The following is a 16,465-nucleotide window of genomic DNA, read 5'->3' on the forward strand; positions in this document are numbered from 1 at the left end:
AGGACGCGACGACGCTCAGGCGCGGGCGGCCTCGATGGCGTCGACGATCTCGGCGAGCACGTCGCTGATCGCGAAGTCCTTCGGCGTGAACACCCGCGCCACGCCCGCCCTCGCCAAAGTGGCCGCGTCCGCCTCGGGGATGATCCCGCCGACGACGACCGGGACATCGTCCAGGCCCTCGCGGCGCAGCCCCTCGACGACGTCCGGCACCACCGACATGTGCGACCCGGACAGCACCGACAGCCCGACGACGTCGACGTCCTCCTCGACAGCCGCGGCGATGATCTGCGCCGGCGTCAAGCGGATGCCGGAGTAGACGACCTCGAAGCCGGCGTCGCGCGCGCGCACCGCGATCTGCTCGGCGCCGTTTGAATGCCCGTCCAGGCCGGGCTTGCCCACCAGGAACTTCAGCGGCCGGCCGAGCCGGTCGCCGAGCGCGCGAACCCGCCGCTGGACCTCGGCCAACGACCCCTCGTGCCCGCCGCCGCTCGCGCCGGCCACACCCGTCGGCGGCCGGTACTCGCCGAACACCTCGCGCAACACGCCCGACCACTCCCCGACGGTGACGCCCACCTTCGCGCACCTCAGCGACGCGGCCATCAGGTTCTCCTCGGTCTTCGCGGCGTCGCGCAGCGCGGTGAGCGCGTCGTCCACGTCGGCGGCGTTGCGCCCGGCGCGCCACTCGCGGATCGCGCTCTTGGCCGACTCCTCCACCGCCGGATCGACGGTGAGGATGCCGCCGTCCGAGCCGCCGACCAGCGGGTTCGGCTCGCTCTCGGTGTAGGAGTTCACGCCGACCACGACGTCCTCGCCGGATTCCATCCGCCGGCGGCGCATCGCGAGCGAGGAGACGAGCGCGGACTTCAGGTAGCCGGACTCGACCGCGGCCACCGCGCCGCCCATGTCCAGGATCCGGTCGATCTCCGCGCGCGCGCCGGCCGCGATCTGCCCGACCTTCGCCTCGACCACCTTCGACCCCTCGAACAGGTCCTCGTACTCCAGCAGGTCGGACTCGAACGCCAGCACCTGCTGCATGCGCAGCGACCACTGCTGGTCCCACGCCCGCGGCAGGCCGAGCGCCTCGTTCCACGCCGGCAGCTGCACGGCGCGGGCCCGGGCGTCCTTCGACATCGTCACCGCGAGCATCTCGAGCAGGATCCGGTAGACGTTGTTCTCCGGCTGGGCCTCGGTGAGCCCGAGCGAGTTCACCTGCACGCCGTAGCGGAACCGGCGGTGCTTCGCGTTCTGCACGCCATAGCGCTCGAGGGTGATCTCGTCCCACAGCCGGCCGAACGCGCGCAGCTTGCACATCTCTTCGACGAACCGCACGCCGGCGTTGACGAAGAAGGAGATGCGGGCGACGACCTCGCCGAACTCGGCTTCCGGCACCTGGCCGGAGTCGCGCACCGAGTCGAGCACCGCGATCGCCGTGCACAGCGCGAACGCGACCTCTTGCACGGGCGTCGCGCCGGCCTCCTGCAGGTGGTAGCTGCAGACGTTGATCGGGTTCCACTTCGGCACGTGCGCGACGGTGTAGGCGATCATGTCGGTGATCAGGCGCATCGACGGCGCGGGCGGGAAGACGTAGGTCCCCCGCGACAGGTACTCCTTGATGATGTCGTTCTGCGTCGTGCCGGTCAGCTTTGCGAAATCCGCGTCGTGCTCCTCGGCCACCGACAGGTAGAGCGCCAGCAGGTACATGGCCGGCGCGTTGATCGTCATAGAGGTGTTCATCTGCTCCATGGGAATGCCGTCGAACAGCGCCCGCACGTCGCCGATGTGCGACACCGGCACGCCCACCTTGCCGACCTCGCCGCGCGCAAGCTCCGCGTCCGGGTCGTAGCCGGTCTGCGTCGGGAGGTCGAACGCGACGGACAGCCCCGTCTGCCCCTTCGACAGGTTCCGCCGGTAGAGCGTGTTGGACGCGCCGGCCGACGAGTGGCCGGCGTAGGTGCGCATCAGCCAGGGGCGGTCGGGCTTGTCGTCGCTGGGAAAGGGCATGTGCTTGGACCTCCGAGTATTTCGCGGAGTGTATTCCCGCCCGCGGCGCGCCGCCCGGCGATCGCGCGGGCACTGTGGCTGACTTCGCAGCTCTGGCAGGCTGTCCGGCGTGACGGTTGCCGCGGCCGACGAGCACGAGATCCTCAGCTGGCAGCTGTTCGGCCAGGCCAGCCGCGAGCTGGCCGAGACGGTGCACGCGGACGGCTTCGCGCCAGACCTGATCCTCTCGATCGCCCGGGGCGGGCTGTTCGTCGCGGGCGCGCTCGGCTACGCCCTGGACGTCAAGAACCTGCACGTGATGAACGTCGAGTTCTACACCGGCGTCGACGAGCGGCTGGAGATGCCGGTAATGCTGCCGCCGGTGCCCGAGCCGGTCGACCTGCGCGGCGCGAAGGTGCTGGTGGCCGACGACGTCGCCGACACCGGGGCCACGCTGGCGCTGGTCAAGAACTACTGCCAGCAGCATGTCGCCGAGGTGCGCTGCGCGGTGGTCTATGAGAAGCCGCGCAGCACCGTGCACTGCGAGTACGTGTGGCGGCGCACCGAGCGCTGGATCGACTTCCCGTGGTCGGACCGGCCGCCCGTCACCGGCGCCCGCAACAAGGACGCGTGAGGCCGGGCCCGCGCTCGACGCGATCTTGTGCAGACGCCCCGGGATCGCGCGGCGCGTCTGCACATCGACGGCGGGCATCATGGAGCGATGGGCGACGATCCGCGGGCCGGCATCGTGGCCATCGTCGTCATCCTGCTGCTCGGGCTGGTGTTGCGCTGGATCTTCAAGCCGTCCCGGCCGCGCTCGATCACCCGCCCGGTCGACGCCGCGCAGTCGCCTGACCTCGGGCTGCTGACCGTCGTGCTGACCGGCGTGAGCCGGCAGGAGGCGCTCGAGCGCCGAGCCCGGCTGGGCGAGGCGGACATCCGCTCGTCGATGTCGCGCCGCCGGGACGGGACGATGGACGTGCTGGTGTTCCACGGCGACGCGGACGCCGCCCGGATCCTGCTCGGCACGTGAGCGACGGGGTGTCCAACTTTCGTCGGGGCGCCGCACCGCTTACTGTCGAGCAATGACCTCGCCGTTTCGCCACTCCGGGGACGAGTTCTCCCCAGGCCAGTGGGGCTCCGCGTGGCTCGTGCACACCTTCACCACGCTGGGCATCGTCGCCGCGATGCTGGCGCTGCGCGACGTCCTCGTCGGCCGGCCGGGCCCGGCGATCATCTGGCTGCTGATCACCCTGCTGATCGACGGCGTGGACGGCCCGATCGCCCGCGCGCTGCAAGTCGAGCGGCGGGTGCCGCTGATCGACGGCTTCCTGCTCGACCTGATCATCGACTACGTGACGTGCGTCATCGTCCCGGCCTGCTTCATGTACCAGTTCGCGGTCGTGCCGCAGAACAACTACGGCATCGCCGTGCTGTGCGTCATGGTCTTCACGTCCGCGATCTGGTTCGCGCGCAAGGACATGATGACCGACGACAACTGGTTCCGCGGCTTCCCGGCCGCCTGGAACATCGTCGGCCCGCTGCTGTACCTGATGGAGGCGCGCACCGTCGTCGGCGCCATCATCACGCTGGTTCTGTCCGTCCTGACGCTGTCCAACATGCCGTACCCGCACATCGCCCGGGCGAAGTTCATGCGGCCGTACACGCTGGTCGGCGCAGTGGTGTGGATCGGCGGGGTGGCGCTCGGCGCGTTCGCGCTGCCACACCACCACCTCTACGTGAAGATCATGCTCTACGCCGGCAGCGCCTATTTCGTCCTGCTCGCCGCGATCCGCGCCCTGCACGACCGCCGCCAGCGGCAACGCGGGGCGGCCGTCGCCGCGGCGCAACCGGCGTCAACCGCCGAAGCTCGCTGACTCGACCCGCTCGATCTCCGCGCCGAGCCCGCGCAGCTGCTCCTCGAACCGGACGTAGCCGCGGTCGATGTGGTGGATCTCGGCCACCTCGGTGACCCCCTCGGCGACGAGCCCGGCGATGACCAGGCCGACGCCGGCGCGGATGTCGGTGGCCCGCACCGGCGCCCCGGACAGCCGTTCCTTGCCGCGAACCACCGCGTGGTGGCCGTCGGTGCGCACATCCGCGCCCATCCGGGAGATCTCGTCGCAGAACATGAACCGCGCCTCGAACAGGTTCTCGGTGATCATCGCGGTGCCGTCGGCGACCGACAGCGCAGCGATCGCCTGCGGCTGCAGATCCGTGGCCAGCCCCGGGTAGGGCAGCGTGACGACGTCGAAGCTCTTCGGCCGACGATCGATGGCGACCCGGAAGCCGTCGGCCAGCGCCTCGACCTCGCCCCCCGCCCGCGCCACCTTGTCCAGGGCGATGCGCAAGTGCGCCGGATCCGCGCCGCGCACCGTGATGTCGCCGCGGGTCGCGAGCGCGGCCATCGCCCAGGTGCCGGCGACGATCCGGTCCGAGACGGCGTCGTGGCTGGTGGGCCGCAGCCCCTCGACGCCGGTGATCTCGAGCGTGGACGTGCCGATGCCGTCGATGAGCGCGCCCATCGAGACGAGCATCCGGCACAGGTCGACGATCTCCGGCTCGCGGGCGGCGTTGTCGATGACCGTCGTGCCCTTCGCCAGCACCGCGGCGGTCATGATGTTCTCGGTGGCGCCGACGCTCGGGAAGTCCAGCCAAATCGGGGCGCCGCGCAGGTCGCCCGCCTCGGCGACCACGTAACCGTGCTCGACGCGGATGTCGACGCCCATCCGCTCCAGGCCGGCGAAGTGCATGTCGAGGGGCCGGGTGCCGATCGCGTCGCCGCCCGGCAACGCGACCTTCGCCGCCCCGGTGCGGGCGATCAGCGGGCCGAGCACGCAGATCGACCCGCGGATCTTGCGGACGAACTCGTAGGGCGCCTCGGGGCTGAGCTCGTCGGGCACCGTGATGGTCACCCGGTCGACCGGGCCGTCCTTGATCTCGACGGCGCCGCAGCCCATGCCCTCGAGCAGCTGGCGCATGATCGTCACATCCGAGATCGCCGGCAGGTTGCCGATCGTCGTCGCCCCGGGGGCGAGCAGCGTGGCGGCCATCAGCTTGAGGACGCTGTTCTTCGCGCCGACGACGTCCACGGCGCCGGCCAGCCGCGCGCCGCCCGTCACTCGCAAGACCTGCACCCGGGCAAGGCTAACGTCCGCGCGGCGGCGGCGGCGCACGTCCTAAGGTCGGCGGTATGGCCGTGCACCTCACCCGCATCTACACCAAGACCGGCGACGACGGCACGACCGCGCTGGGCGACATGTCCCGGGTGCCGAAGACCCACCCCCGGGTCGGCGCCTACGCGGACTGCGACGAGACCAACGCCGCGATCGGGGTCGCGCTCGCGCTCGGCGACCTGCCCGCCGACGTCGCGGCGGTGCTCCAGACGATCCAGAACGACCTGTTCGACGTCGGGGCGGACCTGTGCACGCCCGTGGTGCCCGATCCGCCATACGCGCCGCTGCGGGTCGAGCCGGCCTACGTCGAGCGGCTGGAGGGCTGGTGCGACCGGTTCAACGAGGAGCTGCCGAAGCTGAGCAGCTTCCTGCTGCCGGGCGGCACGGCCGGGGCTGCGCTGCTGCACCAGGCGCGCACGCTCGCGCGCCGCGCCGAGCGCAGCGCGTGGGCGCTGTGGGAGGCGGAGCCGCAGCGGACGAACCGCGACGCGATGCTGTATCTGAACCGACTCTCGGATCTGCTGTTCATCCTCTGCCGGGTCGCCAACCCCGGCGGCGACGTCTTGTGGCGCCCCGGCGGCGAACGGTGAGGCTTGGCCCCATAGGGGCACGACCCGCCGAGCGCGCCGCCGCCCCAAGGCCGCCACGGTGCTGAGCTTCGAGCGGCCGCCGGTGCTCGTGCTGATGGGCGTGTCCGGCTGCGGCAAGTCGACGGTCGGCGGCGTGCTGCACGGCCGCGTCGGCTGGCCGCTGTGCGAGGGCGACGACCTGCACCCGCCCGCGAACGTGGCCAAGATGGCCGCCGGCCATGCGCTGACCGACGAGGACCGGCGGCCATGGCTGGCGCTCGTCCGGGCCTGGATCGACGCACGGGTCGCCGCGGACGGCGCGGGTCTCGTCACCTGCTCGGCGCTCAAACGCGCCTATCGCGACGTGCTGCGCGAGCCGCACGTCGTGTTCGTCCACCTCGACGGGACCCGCGAACAGCTGCTGGCCCGGCTGGCTGGCCGGCACGGGCACTTCATGCCGGCAGCGTTGCTCGACTCGCAGCTCGCCACCCTCGAGAAGCCGGACGCCGACGAACAGGCGATCCGGGTCGACATCGCTGCCCCCGCGGCCGTTCAAGCGAACGAAATCGTGGACATCCTTCGCCTGTGACCCACCTCTCCGTCGGTCCGGCAAGCGTGGTCGCGGCCAAGGCAACGTCGAGCGCCTGGCACGTGCACGACACCCGGCTCATCCTGGTCGCCGTCGTCGGCATCGCGCTGATCGTCGTGTTGATCGCCGCGCTCGACCTGCATCCCTTCCTCGCGTTGATCCTCGGCTCCGCCTTCGTCGGGATCGCGTCCGGTATCGACGTCCAGGACGTGATCAAGAACTTCGAGACAGGGGTTGGCGCGACCCTGATGGAGGTCGGGCTGCTCATCGCCCTCGGCGCGATGCTGGGCAAGCTGCTGGCCGAGTCCGGCGGCGCGGACCGGGTGGTCGACACGCTGGTCCGGCGCGCCGGGCCGCGCATGCTGCCGTGGGCGATGGGGCTGGTCGCGTTGATCGTCGGCCTGCCGATGTTCTTCGAGATCGGCCTGGTGCTGTTGCTGCCGGTCATCGTGCTGGTGACCAAGAAGTCCGAGCTGCCGCTCATGCGCATCGCCATCCCGGCGTTGGCCGGGCTGTCGGTGTTGCACGGCCTCATCCCGCCGCACCCGGGCCCGCTCGTGGCGATCAGCCAGATCCACGCCGACCTCGGCATCACGCTGGCCCTGGGGGTGGTCGTCGCGATCCCGACGGCCATCATCTGCGGCCCGCTGTTCTCCATCCTCGCCGCGAAGTGGGTGCCGGTCGGGCCGCCTGCGCAGGCCGGCGGCGTCGTCACCGAACGGGAGGGAACGGGCGTGGCAGCCGACGACGTGACCCGTCCGCCCTCGTTCGCGGTCACGCTGGCGACGATCCTGTTCCCGGTCGTGCTGATGCTGCTGAAGGCCCTCGCCGACGTCGTCTGGGACGACAGCATGCCGACGGCGCGCAAGATCGCCGACTTCATCGGCGAGCCGCTGGTGGCGCTCACCCTGGCCGTGCTGCTGGCGTCGGTGACGTTCGGCTACGCCGTCGGATTCAGCGGCAAGGCGATCTCCAAACGTCTCGGCGACAGCCTCGGGCCGATCGCGGCCATCCTGCTCATCGTCGGCGCGGGCGGCGGGTTCAAGCAGACGCTCGTCGGGGCGGGCGTCGGAGACTCGATCGGCAAGGCCGCGCACAACTCCGGCGTGCCGCTGCTGGTCGTCGGCTGGCTGCTAGCGGTCGCGATCCGGCTGGCCACCGGCTCGGCGACGGTGGCGACCACCACTGCCGCCGGCATCGTCGGTCCGCTCGCCGGCTCGCTCGGCTCGGCGCACCTGGCGCTGCTCGCCCTCGCCGTCGGCTGCGGATCGCTGTTCCTGTCCCATGTCAACGACGCCGGCTTCTGGCTGGTCAACCAGAGCTTCGGGCTCACCGTCGGACAGACGTTCAAGACCTGGTCGGTGATGGAAACCCTCGTCTCGACGGTCGGCTTCGGCTTCGTCTCGATCCTCTGGGCGGTCACCTGACCACCCCTCCCCCGACTTGTCCTCGCTCGGACGGGCGATAGCGCGACGACGCGCGGACAACTCGCGACAGAGGGAGTGAGTGGAGTGGCGGGAGGTGCCGCTAGAGCGGGGCGGACGATTCCAGCCAGGAGACAAAGCCGGTGAAGGCGCTCTCGCCGATCGCCAGCTGAAAAGTCTCACCGTCCGCTCGACATTTGACCACCACGACGGACGCGGGCAGCGAACCGCGCTCGGCGTCGGTGATGCCCCGCCGGTCCAGCAGCTCCACGTGCCCGCGACGGAGCACCCGGGACGGCCGGGTGCCGACGCCGAGCGCGCGGTACCACCGCAGCTCGGCGCCGTCGTAACGGCCGATTCCGTAGAGCCAGCGGTTGTTGCGCTGCACCGCCAGAGGCACCGCGCCGGTGGTGCGCAGCATCTGCCGCTGCCGGGCCAGCACCGCGATCATCACCAGGACGAGGGCTATCGCGACGCAGACCAGGATGACATCGACGGTGTGCACTGGCCTGGCGTCGTTCCGCGCTCGTCAGACGTCAGACGTCAGACTTCTTCGCCGGCGGCCCGCAGCCGGGCCAGCGCCCGGTTGCGCGCGGCCTGCTCGTCCGGGTCGCCGTCCTCGGCGTGCCGGTTCAGCGCTTCCCGCGCCCGCGCCACATCGATGTCGTCGGCCAGCTCGGCCTGCTCGGCGAGCACGGACACGCCGTCCCGGCTGACCGAGAGGAAGCCGCCGTGCACGGCCACCCGCAGCTCGTCGCCGTCTTCGCGGTCGATGCGCACCATGTACCCGGGCTCGAGCGCGCCGAGCAGCGGAATGTGGCCCGGCAGGATGCCGATCTGCCCCTCGCTGGTGCGCGCGAAGACGGCGCTCGCCTCGCCGGACCACAGCTGACGTTCGATCGACACCAGCTCGACGTGCATCGTCGCCATGCGCTTGTCAGTCCCGTTCCGTGTGTGTGCGGTGTCGTCAGGTGCTGCCGGTTGGAGCGGTCAGCTGTTCTTGAGCTCGTTCGCCTTGCGCTCGAGGTCCTCGAGGCCGCCGCACATGAAGAAGGCCTGCTCGGGATAGCTGTCGAACTCTCCCGCGGTCAGTCGCTTGAACGCGTCGATCGTCTCCTCGACCGGCACGAACGAACCGGGGATGCCGGTGAACTGCTCGGCGACGAAGGTGTTCTGCGACAGAAACCGCTCGATGCGTCGAGCCCGGTTGACCGTCACCTTGTCCTCTTCGGACAACTCGTCGACGCCGAGGATCGCGATGATGTCCTGCAGCTCCTTATAGCGCTGCAAGATCTGCTTCGTGCGCTGGGCGACGTCGTAGTGCTCCTGGCCGATGTACTGCGCGTCCAGGATGCGCGAGGTCGAGTCGAGCGGGTCGACCGCCGGGTAGATGCCCTTCTCCGACACCGGACGCGACAGTGTCGTGGTCGCGTCGAGGTGGGCGAAGGTCGTGTGCGGGGCCGGGTCGGTGATGTCGTCGGCGGGCACGTAGATCGCTTGCATCGAGGTGATCGAGTGACCGCGCGTCGAGGTGATCCGCTCCTGCAGCTGACCCATCTCGTCGGCGAGCGTGGGCTGGTAACCCACCGCGGACGGCATCCGGCCGAGCAGGGTCGACACCTCCGAACCCGCCTGGGTGAACCGGAAGATGTTGTCGATGAACAGCAGGACGTCCTGCTTCTGGACGTCGCGGAAGTACTCGGCCATCGTCAGCGCCGACAACGCGACGCGCAGCCGGGTGCCCGGCGGCTCGTCCATCTGGCCGAAGACGAGCGCGGTCTTCTCGATGACGCCGGACTCGGTCATTTCCGCGATGAGGTCGTTGCCTTCGCGGGTCCGCTCGCCGACGCCGGCGAACACCGAGACGCCGCCGAAGTTCTCCGCGACGCGGTAGATCATCTCCTGGATGAGCACGGTCTTGCCCACGCCCGCGCCGCCGAACAGGCCGATCTTGCCGCCCACCACGTACGGGGTGAGCAGGTCGATCACCTTGATGCCCGTCCAGAACGGCTCGGTCTTGCTCTCGAGCTGGTCGAAGGCTGGCGCGGTGCGGTGGATCGGCCAGCGCTCCTTGATGTCCAGTTCGGAGATCTTGACGTCGAGCGGCTCGCCGAGGGCGTTGAAGACGTGGCCCTTGGTGACGTCGCCGACCGGGACCGTGATCGGGCCGCCGGTGTCGACCACCTCGGCGCCGCGGACCAGCCCGTCGGTCGGCTGCAGCGCGATCGTGCGGACCATGTCGTCGCCGATGTGCTGGGCGACCTCGAGCGTCAGCGTCTTGGACAGCTCGCCGAGCTCGACCTCGGTGGTCAGCGCCTGGTTGAGGTCGGGGATGTTGTTGCGTCCGAACTCGACGTCGACCACGGGGCCGATCACCCGCACGACCCGGCCGGTGCGGTTGCCGGTGTCGGACTTCTGCTCGGTGCTAGCTGCGGTGGCTGTCATTGCTCGCTCCCTGCTGACGCGAGGGCGTCGGCGCCGCCGACGATCTCGCTGATCTCCTGGGTGATCTCCGCCTGGCGGGCCTGGTTCGCCAGGCGGGTATAGGTCTTGATCAATTCTGTCGCGTTGTCACTGGCCGACTTCATCGCCCGCCGTCGCGCGGCGGACTCCGACGCCGCCGATTCGAGCAGCGCCGAGAAGATCCGCGAGCTGACGTAGCGCGGCAACAGCGCGCCGATCAGCTGCGCCGGCTCGGGCTCGAACTCATACGACCCCGCGGCGCGCTCGCGGTCACTGTCGCCGTCCTCGTTGCCCCTGCCATCGCTGTCGTCCGAGCGGTTCGCCGACCGCTCGTCGTCGTCCAGCCCGACCTCGCTGTCGTCTTCGGCGTCGCTGTTGACCGGCGCGGCCTGAATGGCGACCGGCGTCTGGGTCACGCTGTTGACGAATCGGGTGAAGACGATCCAGAGCTCGTCGATGCCTGGCTTGCCCTCGCGTTCGCCACTGGTGATCTCGCCCTCGGACGTCGCCGATAGCGCCGCGACGATAGCGTCGGTGGCCGCACGCGCGTCGGTGAAGTTCGGCTGCTCGGAGAAGCCCGTCCAGGCGCCGGCCAGCTCGATCTGGCGGAACCGGTAGTAGACGACGCCCTTGCGGCCGATGATGTAGCGCTCGATCTCCTTGCCCTCGCCAGACAGCCGCTCGGCCAGCTCGTTCGCCCGGCGCAACGCGTTGGCGTTGTAGCCGCCGGCGAGGCCGCGGTCGCTGGTGACCACCAGGATGCCGGCCCGGCGCGGGTTCTCGACGCCGGTCAGCATCGGGTGCTCGAGCGTGCGGTCGCTGCTGAGCTGCTCCAGTGCGCGCCGAATCTCCTGCGCGTACGGACGTGCGTTGCGCATGCGGTTCTGCGCCCGCACGATGCGCGAGGCCGCGATGAGCTCCATCGCCTTGGTGATCTTCTTGGTCGACTCGACCGAGCGGATCCGCCGGCGCAGAACCCGGATTTCTGCTGCCATTAGCTCTTTTTCTTGTCAGCGTCGGGTTGGAACTGCTTCTTGAACTCGGTCACGACGTTGTCGAGGTCGCTCGCCATCTCGTCGGTGAATTTCGAGGCGCCGGCGAGGGTGTCGAACAGCTCCGGCTGGCTGTGCTGGATGTAGTCCAGCAGCTCCTGCTCGAAGCGCCGGACGTCGGAGATCTCGATGTCGTCGAGCTTGCCGTTGGTGCCCGCCCAGATGGACACGATCTCGCGGCCCACCGGGAACGGCGAGGCGGCCGGCTGCTTGAGCAGCTCGACGAGTCGGCCGCCGCGGGCCAGCTGCTGCTGGCTCGCCCTGTCCAGGTCGGAGCCGAACGCGGCGAACGCCTCGAGCTCGCGGTACTGCGCGAGGTCGACGCGCAGGCGGCCCGCGACCGCGCGCATCGCCCTCGGCTGCGCCGCGCCGCCGACCCGGGACACCGAGATGCCGACGTTGATCGCCGGCCGCACGCCGGCGTTGAACAGGTCGGTCTCGAGGAAGCACTGGCCGTCGGTGATCGAGATGACGTTGGTGGGGATGTAGGCCGAGACGTCGTTGCCCTTGGTCTCGATGATCGGCAGGCCGGTCATCGAGCCGCCGCCGAGGTCGTCGGACAGCTTTGCGCAGCGCTCGAGCAGCCGGCTGTGCAGGTAGAACACGTCGCCGGGGTACGCCTCGCGGCCCGGCGGGCGGCGCAGCAGCAGCGACACCGTGCGGTAGGCCTCGGCCTGCTTGGTGAGGTCGTCGAAGACGATCAGCACGTGCATGCCCTGGTACATCCAGTGCTGGCCGATGGCCGAGCCGGTGTAGGGCGCGATGTACTTGAATCCGGCGGAGTCCGAGGCCGGCGCGGCGACGATGGTCGTGTACTCCATCGCGCCGGCCTCTTCGAGGGTGTTGCGCGCCGCCGCGATGGTGGTGCCCTTCTGGCCGACCGCGACGTAGATGCAGCGGACCTGCTTCTTCGGGTCGCCGGTCTTCCAGTTGTCGCGCTGGTTGATGATCGCGTCCAGGCAGACGGTGGACTTTCCGGTCTGCCGGTCGCCGATGATCAGCTGGCGCTGGCCCCGGCCGATGGCGGTCATGGCGTCGATCGCCTTGATGCCGGTGAGCAGCGGCTCGCGGACCTCTTGCCGCTGCACCACCGTGGGCGCCTGCAGCTCGAGGGCGCGGCGCTCGCTCGACTCGACGTCGCCCTGGCCGTCGATCGGGTCGCCGAGCGCGCCGACGACGCGGCCGAGATAGGCGTCGCCGACCGGCACCGAGAGGATCTCGCCGGTGCGGGTGACCTCTTGGCCCTCTTCGATGCCCTCCTGCGCGCCGAGGATGACGACGCCCATGTCGCGGACGTCGAGGTCGAGGGCGATGCCGAGCGCGCCGTTCTTGAAGCGCACCAGCTCGTTGGCCATCGCGCTGGGCAGCCCCTCGACGCGGGCGATGCCGTCGCCGGTCTCGGCGACGATGCCGACCTCTTCGCGCGAGGCGTCGGGCGAATACGACGAGACGTAGCCCTCGATCGCGCTCCGGATCTCGTCCGCGGAGATCGTCAGCTCTGCCATGAATGTCCTCTATTCCTCAGTGCTCGGTCGGTGCTGGGTGAAGCTGGGTGGTGCTCGTCGAAGTCTCGAAAGTAAGGGCCAGAACGGTCTTGCTCAGCCGGCGATCGCGCTGCGCGCCTGCGCGAGGCGGGTGGCGACGCTGCCGTCGATCACCTCGTCGCCGACCCGCACGATCAGGCCGCCGCGCACCGCCGGGTCGAGGGCGGTGCGCACGCTGATCTCGCGGCCGTAGATCTCGGACAGCACCGCTGACAACCGGGTGCGCTGCTCGTCGCTCAGCTCGACCGCGGAGGTCACCCGGGCGACCGACCGGTGCCGGCGCAGGGCCGCCTTCTCGAGCAGGTCGTCGATGGCCAAGGTGACCGATCGCTTGCGCTGGCTGGTCACCGCGTGGTGCAGCAGCTCGAGGGTGACGGCGCCAACCTTGCCCTCGACGAGCGCGTCGAGCAGCGTCAGCCGCCGCTCGGCCGGGACGGATGCCTCGTCGAGCAGGCTGCTCGCCTCGCTCTGGCCGTCCAGGATGCGTTCGAAGCGGAACAGCTCGTCCTCGACGGCGTCGAGCGCGCCGTTCTTCTCCGCGGCGGCGAACAGCGCGTCGTCGGCCGCCCCCTCGATCGCGTCGGTGAGGTCCCAGGGAGTCGACCAGCGCTGTTCGACGGCTGCCTTGACGAGCTCCAGCGCCTGCTTGCCGATCTTGCCCGACAGCAGCTGCTCGGCCAGACCGGCACGCGCGTCGGGCGAGGTCGCCGGGTCGCCGAGGGTGCGCCGCAGGCGTGGCTGGCCGACCAGAAGTTGGGCGACCGAATACAGCTCGCCGGACAGGTCGGCCAGCGTGTTGGCCGACACCCGGCCGCCGAAGACCGCGTCCTCTTTCTCGCTCAGCTCGTGCTGCGCGCGTCGGCTCGCCGAGCGCATCGTGCGCTCCGTCATGTGCTTGGCCCCGCCTTGTCGCTCGATTCCAGGCCGGCTAGGAACGCGTCGACGCTGGCCGACACCTGGCCCTCGACCGCGAGCCGCTCGCTGACGATCTTCTCCGACAGCTCGACGGCCAGCGTGCCGATCTCGCCGCGCAGCTCGCGCACCAGCGAGGCACGTTGGCTGGCCAGCTGCTCGTCACCGCGGGCGACGATCCGCGCGTGCTCTTCCTGCGCGGTCGCACGCAGCTCGTCGATGGTGCGTTGCGCCTCTTCGCGGGCGTGTTCGCGGATCTGCGCCGCCTCGGTGCGGGCCTCGTTCACCGCGTTCTGATAGGCCCGCTCGGCCTCGGCGAGCCGCTTCTGCGCCTCATCGCTGTCCTCGACCTGCTTGGCGATCAGCTGCTGCCGCTCCCCCAGCGGCCCGCGGATGCGCGGCACCACGTAACGCCCGAGCACCGCCAGGATGATCAGGAACGCGACGAACTCGGCGATGAACGTCATGACGTGTCCGTCCCGCTGCGCGCGCGGTCGTCGGCGGCCAGACCGGCGAGGAACGCGCTGACCGTGGACGAGACGTCGGAGTCCTGCGCGAGCGGCTGGTCGACGATCTTCTCCGACAGCTCGACAGCGAGCGTGCCGATCTCGGCGCGCAGCTCGCGCACGATCGACGCGCGCTGGCCGGCCAGCTGGTCCTCGCCGCGGGCGATGATCCGCGCGGACTCCTCCTGCGCGGACGCGCGGAGCTCGTCGACGGTGCGCTGACCCTCCTCGCGAGCGTGTTCGCGGATCTGCGCCGCCTCGGTGCGGGCCTCGTTCAACGCGTCCTGGTAGGCCCGCTCGGCCTCGGCGAGGCGCTTGCGCGCCTCGTCGCGGTCCTCGATCTGCTTGGCGACCATCCGCTGCCGCTCGCTCAACGGACGCTGGATTCGAGGCAGCACGTAACGGCCGAGAATCGCCAGGATGATCAGGAAGGCGATGAGCTCGACGATGAACGTCGCGTTGGGCACGAGGAAGTTGTTGCTCGCGGCCTCGACGTGGGACATGGGGTTCCGATCCGCGACGGTTACTTGCTGCCCTGGACGAAGACGAAGAGAACGGCGAAGGCGAGGTTGATGAAGTACGCCGCCTCGACCAGGCCGACGGTCAGGAAGAACAGCGTCTGCAGCTGCCCCTGCGCCTCGGGCTGGCGGGCCACGCCCTGGATCAGCGAGCTGCCCGCAATGCCGTCGCCGATGCCCGCGCCGATCGCGCCGCCGCCGAGGGCGATGCCACCGCCGATGAGGCTGCCCGAGATAACGGTTTCGTGAACTGTTGCCATGGTCCTCTTCTTTCCTTACTCCTGTGGTGGTCGATGAGTGGCTGGTGCGCGGTCAGTGGTGCGCGCCCTCCTCTTGCGGCCGGATCGAACTCAGGTAGAGAACGGTCAGCAGGCCGAAGATGAACGCCTGGATCAGCCCGATGAACATGTCGAACAGCTTCCAGGCGACCTGCGGCGCCCAGAGGATGTAGGCCGGCAATGCCGCGAGGAGCGCGACCATGATCGTGCCGGCGAAGATGTTGCCGAACAGACGAAGGGCGAGCGTCACCGGCTTGATGATCTCTTCGATCAGGTTCAGCGGGATCAGCAGGCGCGGCTTGGCGAACAGGTGGCCGTAGTAGCCGCGCAAGCCGCGCTTGCGGACGCCGACCACGTGCATCGTGCCGATCACGGTGATCGCGAGGGCGTAGGTCAGGTTGACGTCCGAGGCCGGCGGCGGCGCGTACTCCGGGTGGTGGCCGGTCGGGATGATCGAGATCCAGTTCGCGATCAGGATGAACAGGAACAGCGTGAACGCAAACGGCACCACCCACGGGGCGGTCTTGATCCCCATCGAGCCCTCGACCTGCGCCTCGACCTGCTCGGTGATCGTCTCGAAGGCCAACTGCAGCTTGGACGGTTTGCCGACGCTGGGCCGGCGGGCGACCAGCAGGCCGAGCACGATGATGATCACGCCCGCGACAAGCGTGCCGGTGATGGTGTCGCCGTTGAGCGTGAGCCCGAAGACGTGCCAATGCGTGTGCTCGCCCGGCGTGATGTTGATCGCGACCGGTCGTGCGCTCATCGACGAACCCCCGAACTGTGCACGTGCCTGTGCACGCGGCCGGCGCAGGTCATGCGCTCGGCCGCAGACTACGGAACACCGGCAGGGCTGCGCCCACCAGCATGAGGACCTGGAAGACGGCGAGGCCGGCGAAGACGCCTAGGCCGTCCGGCCGGACGAGCAGGACGAGCGCGAACGCCACCAGGGTGATCGCGCCCAGCCGCATCAGCACGCCGCCGCCGAAGGCGCGCTTGCTCGCGTCGCCGCTCGCCCGCGCGATGACCGAGCGCTGCAGCAGCTTGTTGTTGACCGCGCCGAGGCCGAGACCGAGACCGAAGAAGACGCCCATGAGCGGGTGGCCGGCGAGCGAGCAGACGGCGACTGCCAGCACGGTCAGCCCGGCGCTGATCAGCGACGAGCGCCGCAGGTTGACCACGGCGGAGGTCGGGGTGTAGACGCCCGGTTCCACGCTCTTTGTCTCCAATTTCAGGTCTTGAGGTGCTGACGGAACTTGCTGACGGTGTACCCCACGGCTGCTGCCATGCCTAACAGCAACCCGACGAGCAGAAAGATCGGCGTCGTCCCGGCGAGCGAGTCGACCAGCAGACCGAGACCAAGGCCGACAGCCAGCTGGACGGCGATGACGAGGCCCATGCCCAGCAAATCCGACCAGCCCAGCGGCTTGTCGGGCGCGGGCATGCGCCTACGC

General features: G+C 69.9%; 20 protein-coding genes. 6 read left to right on the top strand and 14 right to left on the bottom strand.

Translation table 11 applies throughout. From position 1 onward, the window contains the following. Nucleotides 1–15: 15 nt before the first annotated feature. On the bottom strand, nucleotides 16–2,001 hold the full coding sequence (locus tag ACFFBG_RS13730; protein ID WP_375479592.1) for a protein meaA: 1,986 nt from the start codon (nucleotides 1,999–2,001) through the stop codon (nucleotides 16–18). Nucleotides 2,002–2,110: 109 nt separating this feature from the next. Between ACFFBG_RS13730 and ACFFBG_RS13735 the strand changes: the two genes are divergently transcribed. The 3 genes from ACFFBG_RS13735 to ACFFBG_RS13745 all read left to right on the top strand — a co-directional run bounded on the left by ACFFBG_RS13735 (nucleotide 2,111) and on the right by ACFFBG_RS13745 (nucleotide 3,857). After that, on the top strand, nucleotides 2,111–2,614 hold the full coding sequence (locus ACFFBG_RS13735) for a phosphoribosyltransferase (protein ID WP_375479594.1): 504 nt from the start codon (nucleotides 2,111–2,113) through the stop codon (nucleotides 2,612–2,614). A gap of 87 nt (nucleotides 2,615–2,701) precedes the next feature. Further along, nucleotides 2,702–3,013: a hypothetical protein gene (locus ACFFBG_RS13740; RefSeq protein WP_375479596.1), complete on the top strand. Its 312-nt coding sequence runs from the start codon at nucleotides 2,702–2,704 to the stop codon at nucleotides 3,011–3,013. Between the two features lie 52 nt (nucleotides 3,014–3,065). Continuing rightward, complete coding sequence (locus ACFFBG_RS13745; RefSeq protein WP_375479598.1) at nucleotides 3,066–3,857, top strand: CDP-alcohol phosphatidyltransferase family protein; 792 nt, start codon at nucleotides 3,066–3,068, stop codon at nucleotides 3,855–3,857. On the opposite strand, the gene murA is transcribed toward ACFFBG_RS13745, so the two are convergent. Continuing rightward, nucleotides 3,837–5,117, bottom strand: coding sequence for a UDP-N-acetylglucosamine 1-carboxyvinyltransferase (gene murA / locus ACFFBG_RS13750; protein WP_375479600.1), 1,281 nt, complete (start codon nucleotides 5,115–5,117; stop codon nucleotides 3,837–3,839). The genes ACFFBG_RS13745 and murA overlap by 21 nt on opposite strands. Nucleotides 5,118–5,173: 56 nt before the next feature. On the opposite strand from murA, the gene ACFFBG_RS13755 reads away from it, so the two are divergent. The 3 genes from ACFFBG_RS13755 to ACFFBG_RS13765 all read left to right on the top strand — a co-directional run bounded on the left by ACFFBG_RS13755 (nucleotide 5,174) and on the right by ACFFBG_RS13765 (nucleotide 7,741). After that, nucleotides 5,174–5,746, top strand: a complete 573-nt coding sequence (locus tag ACFFBG_RS13755; RefSeq protein WP_375479602.1) for a cob(I)yrinic acid a,c-diamide adenosyltransferase — start codon at nucleotides 5,174–5,176, stop codon at nucleotides 5,744–5,746. A 94-nt stretch (nucleotides 5,747–5,840) separates the two neighbouring features. Continuing rightward, nucleotides 5,841–6,314, top strand: a complete 474-nt coding sequence (locus ACFFBG_RS13760; RefSeq protein WP_375479718.1) for a gluconokinase — start codon at nucleotides 5,841–5,843, stop codon at nucleotides 6,312–6,314. Further along, nucleotides 6,311–7,741, top strand: a complete 1,431-nt coding sequence (locus ACFFBG_RS13765; RefSeq protein ID WP_375479604.1) for a gluconate:H+ symporter — start codon at nucleotides 6,311–6,313, stop codon at nucleotides 7,739–7,741. The genes ACFFBG_RS13760 and ACFFBG_RS13765 overlap by 4 nt, the downstream gene beginning before the upstream one ends. A gap of 100 nt (nucleotides 7,742–7,841) precedes the next feature. Here the strand turns inward: ACFFBG_RS13765 and ACFFBG_RS13770 are convergent, their stop codons facing one another. From ACFFBG_RS13770 to ACFFBG_RS13825, 12 genes are all read right to left on the bottom strand, one after another. Further along, nucleotides 7,842–8,243: a DUF2550 domain-containing protein gene (locus tag ACFFBG_RS13770; RefSeq protein ID WP_375479606.1), complete on the bottom strand. Its 402-nt coding sequence runs from the start codon at nucleotides 8,241–8,243 to the stop codon at nucleotides 7,842–7,844. Nucleotides 8,244–8,281: 38 nt separating this feature from the next. After that, a complete protein-coding gene (locus tag ACFFBG_RS13775; protein ID WP_375479608.1) occupies nucleotides 8,282–8,668 on the bottom strand; it encodes a F0F1 ATP synthase subunit epsilon in 387 nt (128 codons plus the stop codon). Between the two features lie 60 nt (nucleotides 8,669–8,728). After that, on the bottom strand, nucleotides 8,729–10,183 hold the full coding sequence (gene atpD, locus ACFFBG_RS13780; RefSeq protein WP_375479610.1) for a F0F1 ATP synthase subunit beta: 1,455 nt from the start codon (nucleotides 10,181–10,183) through the stop codon (nucleotides 8,729–8,731). Then, nucleotides 10,180–11,196 (bottom strand): F0F1 ATP synthase subunit gamma, encoded by a 1,017-nt coding sequence (locus ACFFBG_RS13785; RefSeq protein WP_375479612.1) that lies wholly within the window; start codon nucleotides 11,194–11,196, stop codon nucleotides 10,180–10,182. Before ACFFBG_RS13785 ends, atpD begins: the two co-directional genes overlap by 4 nt. After that, nucleotides 11,196–12,758 carry a F0F1 ATP synthase subunit alpha gene (gene atpA, locus ACFFBG_RS13790; protein WP_375479614.1) on the bottom strand — a complete coding sequence of 521 codons (1,563 nt, stop codon included), beginning with the start codon at nucleotides 12,756–12,758 and terminating at the stop codon, nucleotides 11,196–11,198. Before atpA ends, ACFFBG_RS13785 begins: the two co-directional genes overlap by 1 nt. A gap of 93 nt (nucleotides 12,759–12,851) precedes the next feature. Next, the gene (locus tag ACFFBG_RS13795) at nucleotides 12,852–13,688 is read right to left on the bottom strand and encodes a F0F1 ATP synthase subunit delta (protein ID WP_375479616.1); all 837 of its coding nucleotides are present in this window, start codon (nucleotides 13,686–13,688) and stop codon (nucleotides 12,852–12,854) included. Further along, nucleotides 13,685–14,176, bottom strand: coding sequence for a F0F1 ATP synthase subunit B (atpF, locus tag ACFFBG_RS13800; RefSeq protein WP_375479618.1), 492 nt, complete (start codon nucleotides 14,174–14,176; stop codon nucleotides 13,685–13,687). The genes ACFFBG_RS13795 and atpF overlap by 4 nt, the downstream gene beginning before the upstream one ends. Beyond that, nucleotides 14,173–14,718: a F0F1 ATP synthase subunit B gene (locus tag ACFFBG_RS13805; RefSeq protein WP_375479620.1), complete on the bottom strand. Its 546-nt coding sequence runs from the start codon at nucleotides 14,716–14,718 to the stop codon at nucleotides 14,173–14,175. The genes atpF and ACFFBG_RS13805 overlap by 4 nt, the downstream gene beginning before the upstream one ends. Before the next feature lie 20 nt (nucleotides 14,719–14,738). Further along, complete coding sequence (locus ACFFBG_RS13810; protein ID WP_375479622.1) at nucleotides 14,739–14,993, bottom strand: F0F1 ATP synthase subunit C; 255 nt, start codon at nucleotides 14,991–14,993, stop codon at nucleotides 14,739–14,741. A 52-nt stretch (nucleotides 14,994–15,045) separates the two neighbouring features. After that, entirely contained in the window at nucleotides 15,046–15,777 is a 732-nt protein-coding gene (atpB, locus tag ACFFBG_RS13815) for a F0F1 ATP synthase subunit A (RefSeq protein WP_375479624.1), read from the bottom strand. Nucleotides 15,778–15,826: 49 nt separating this feature from the next. Then, nucleotides 15,827–16,225, bottom strand: coding sequence for an ATP synthase subunit I (locus ACFFBG_RS13820; RefSeq protein ID WP_375479626.1), 399 nt, complete (start codon nucleotides 16,223–16,225; stop codon nucleotides 15,827–15,829). Nucleotides 16,226–16,242: 17 nt separating this feature from the next. Beyond that, the gene (locus ACFFBG_RS13825) at nucleotides 16,243–16,455 is read right to left on the bottom strand and encodes an AtpZ/AtpI family protein (RefSeq protein WP_375479628.1); all 213 of its coding nucleotides are present in this window, start codon (nucleotides 16,453–16,455) and stop codon (nucleotides 16,243–16,245) included. Nucleotides 16,456–16,465 lie beyond the last annotated feature (10 nt).

The sequence above is a fragment of the uncultured Jatrophihabitans sp. genome, from assembly GCF_964251945.1.
Lineage (GTDB): Bacteria > Actinomycetota > Actinomycetes > Mycobacteriales > Jatrophihabitantaceae > Jatrophihabitans.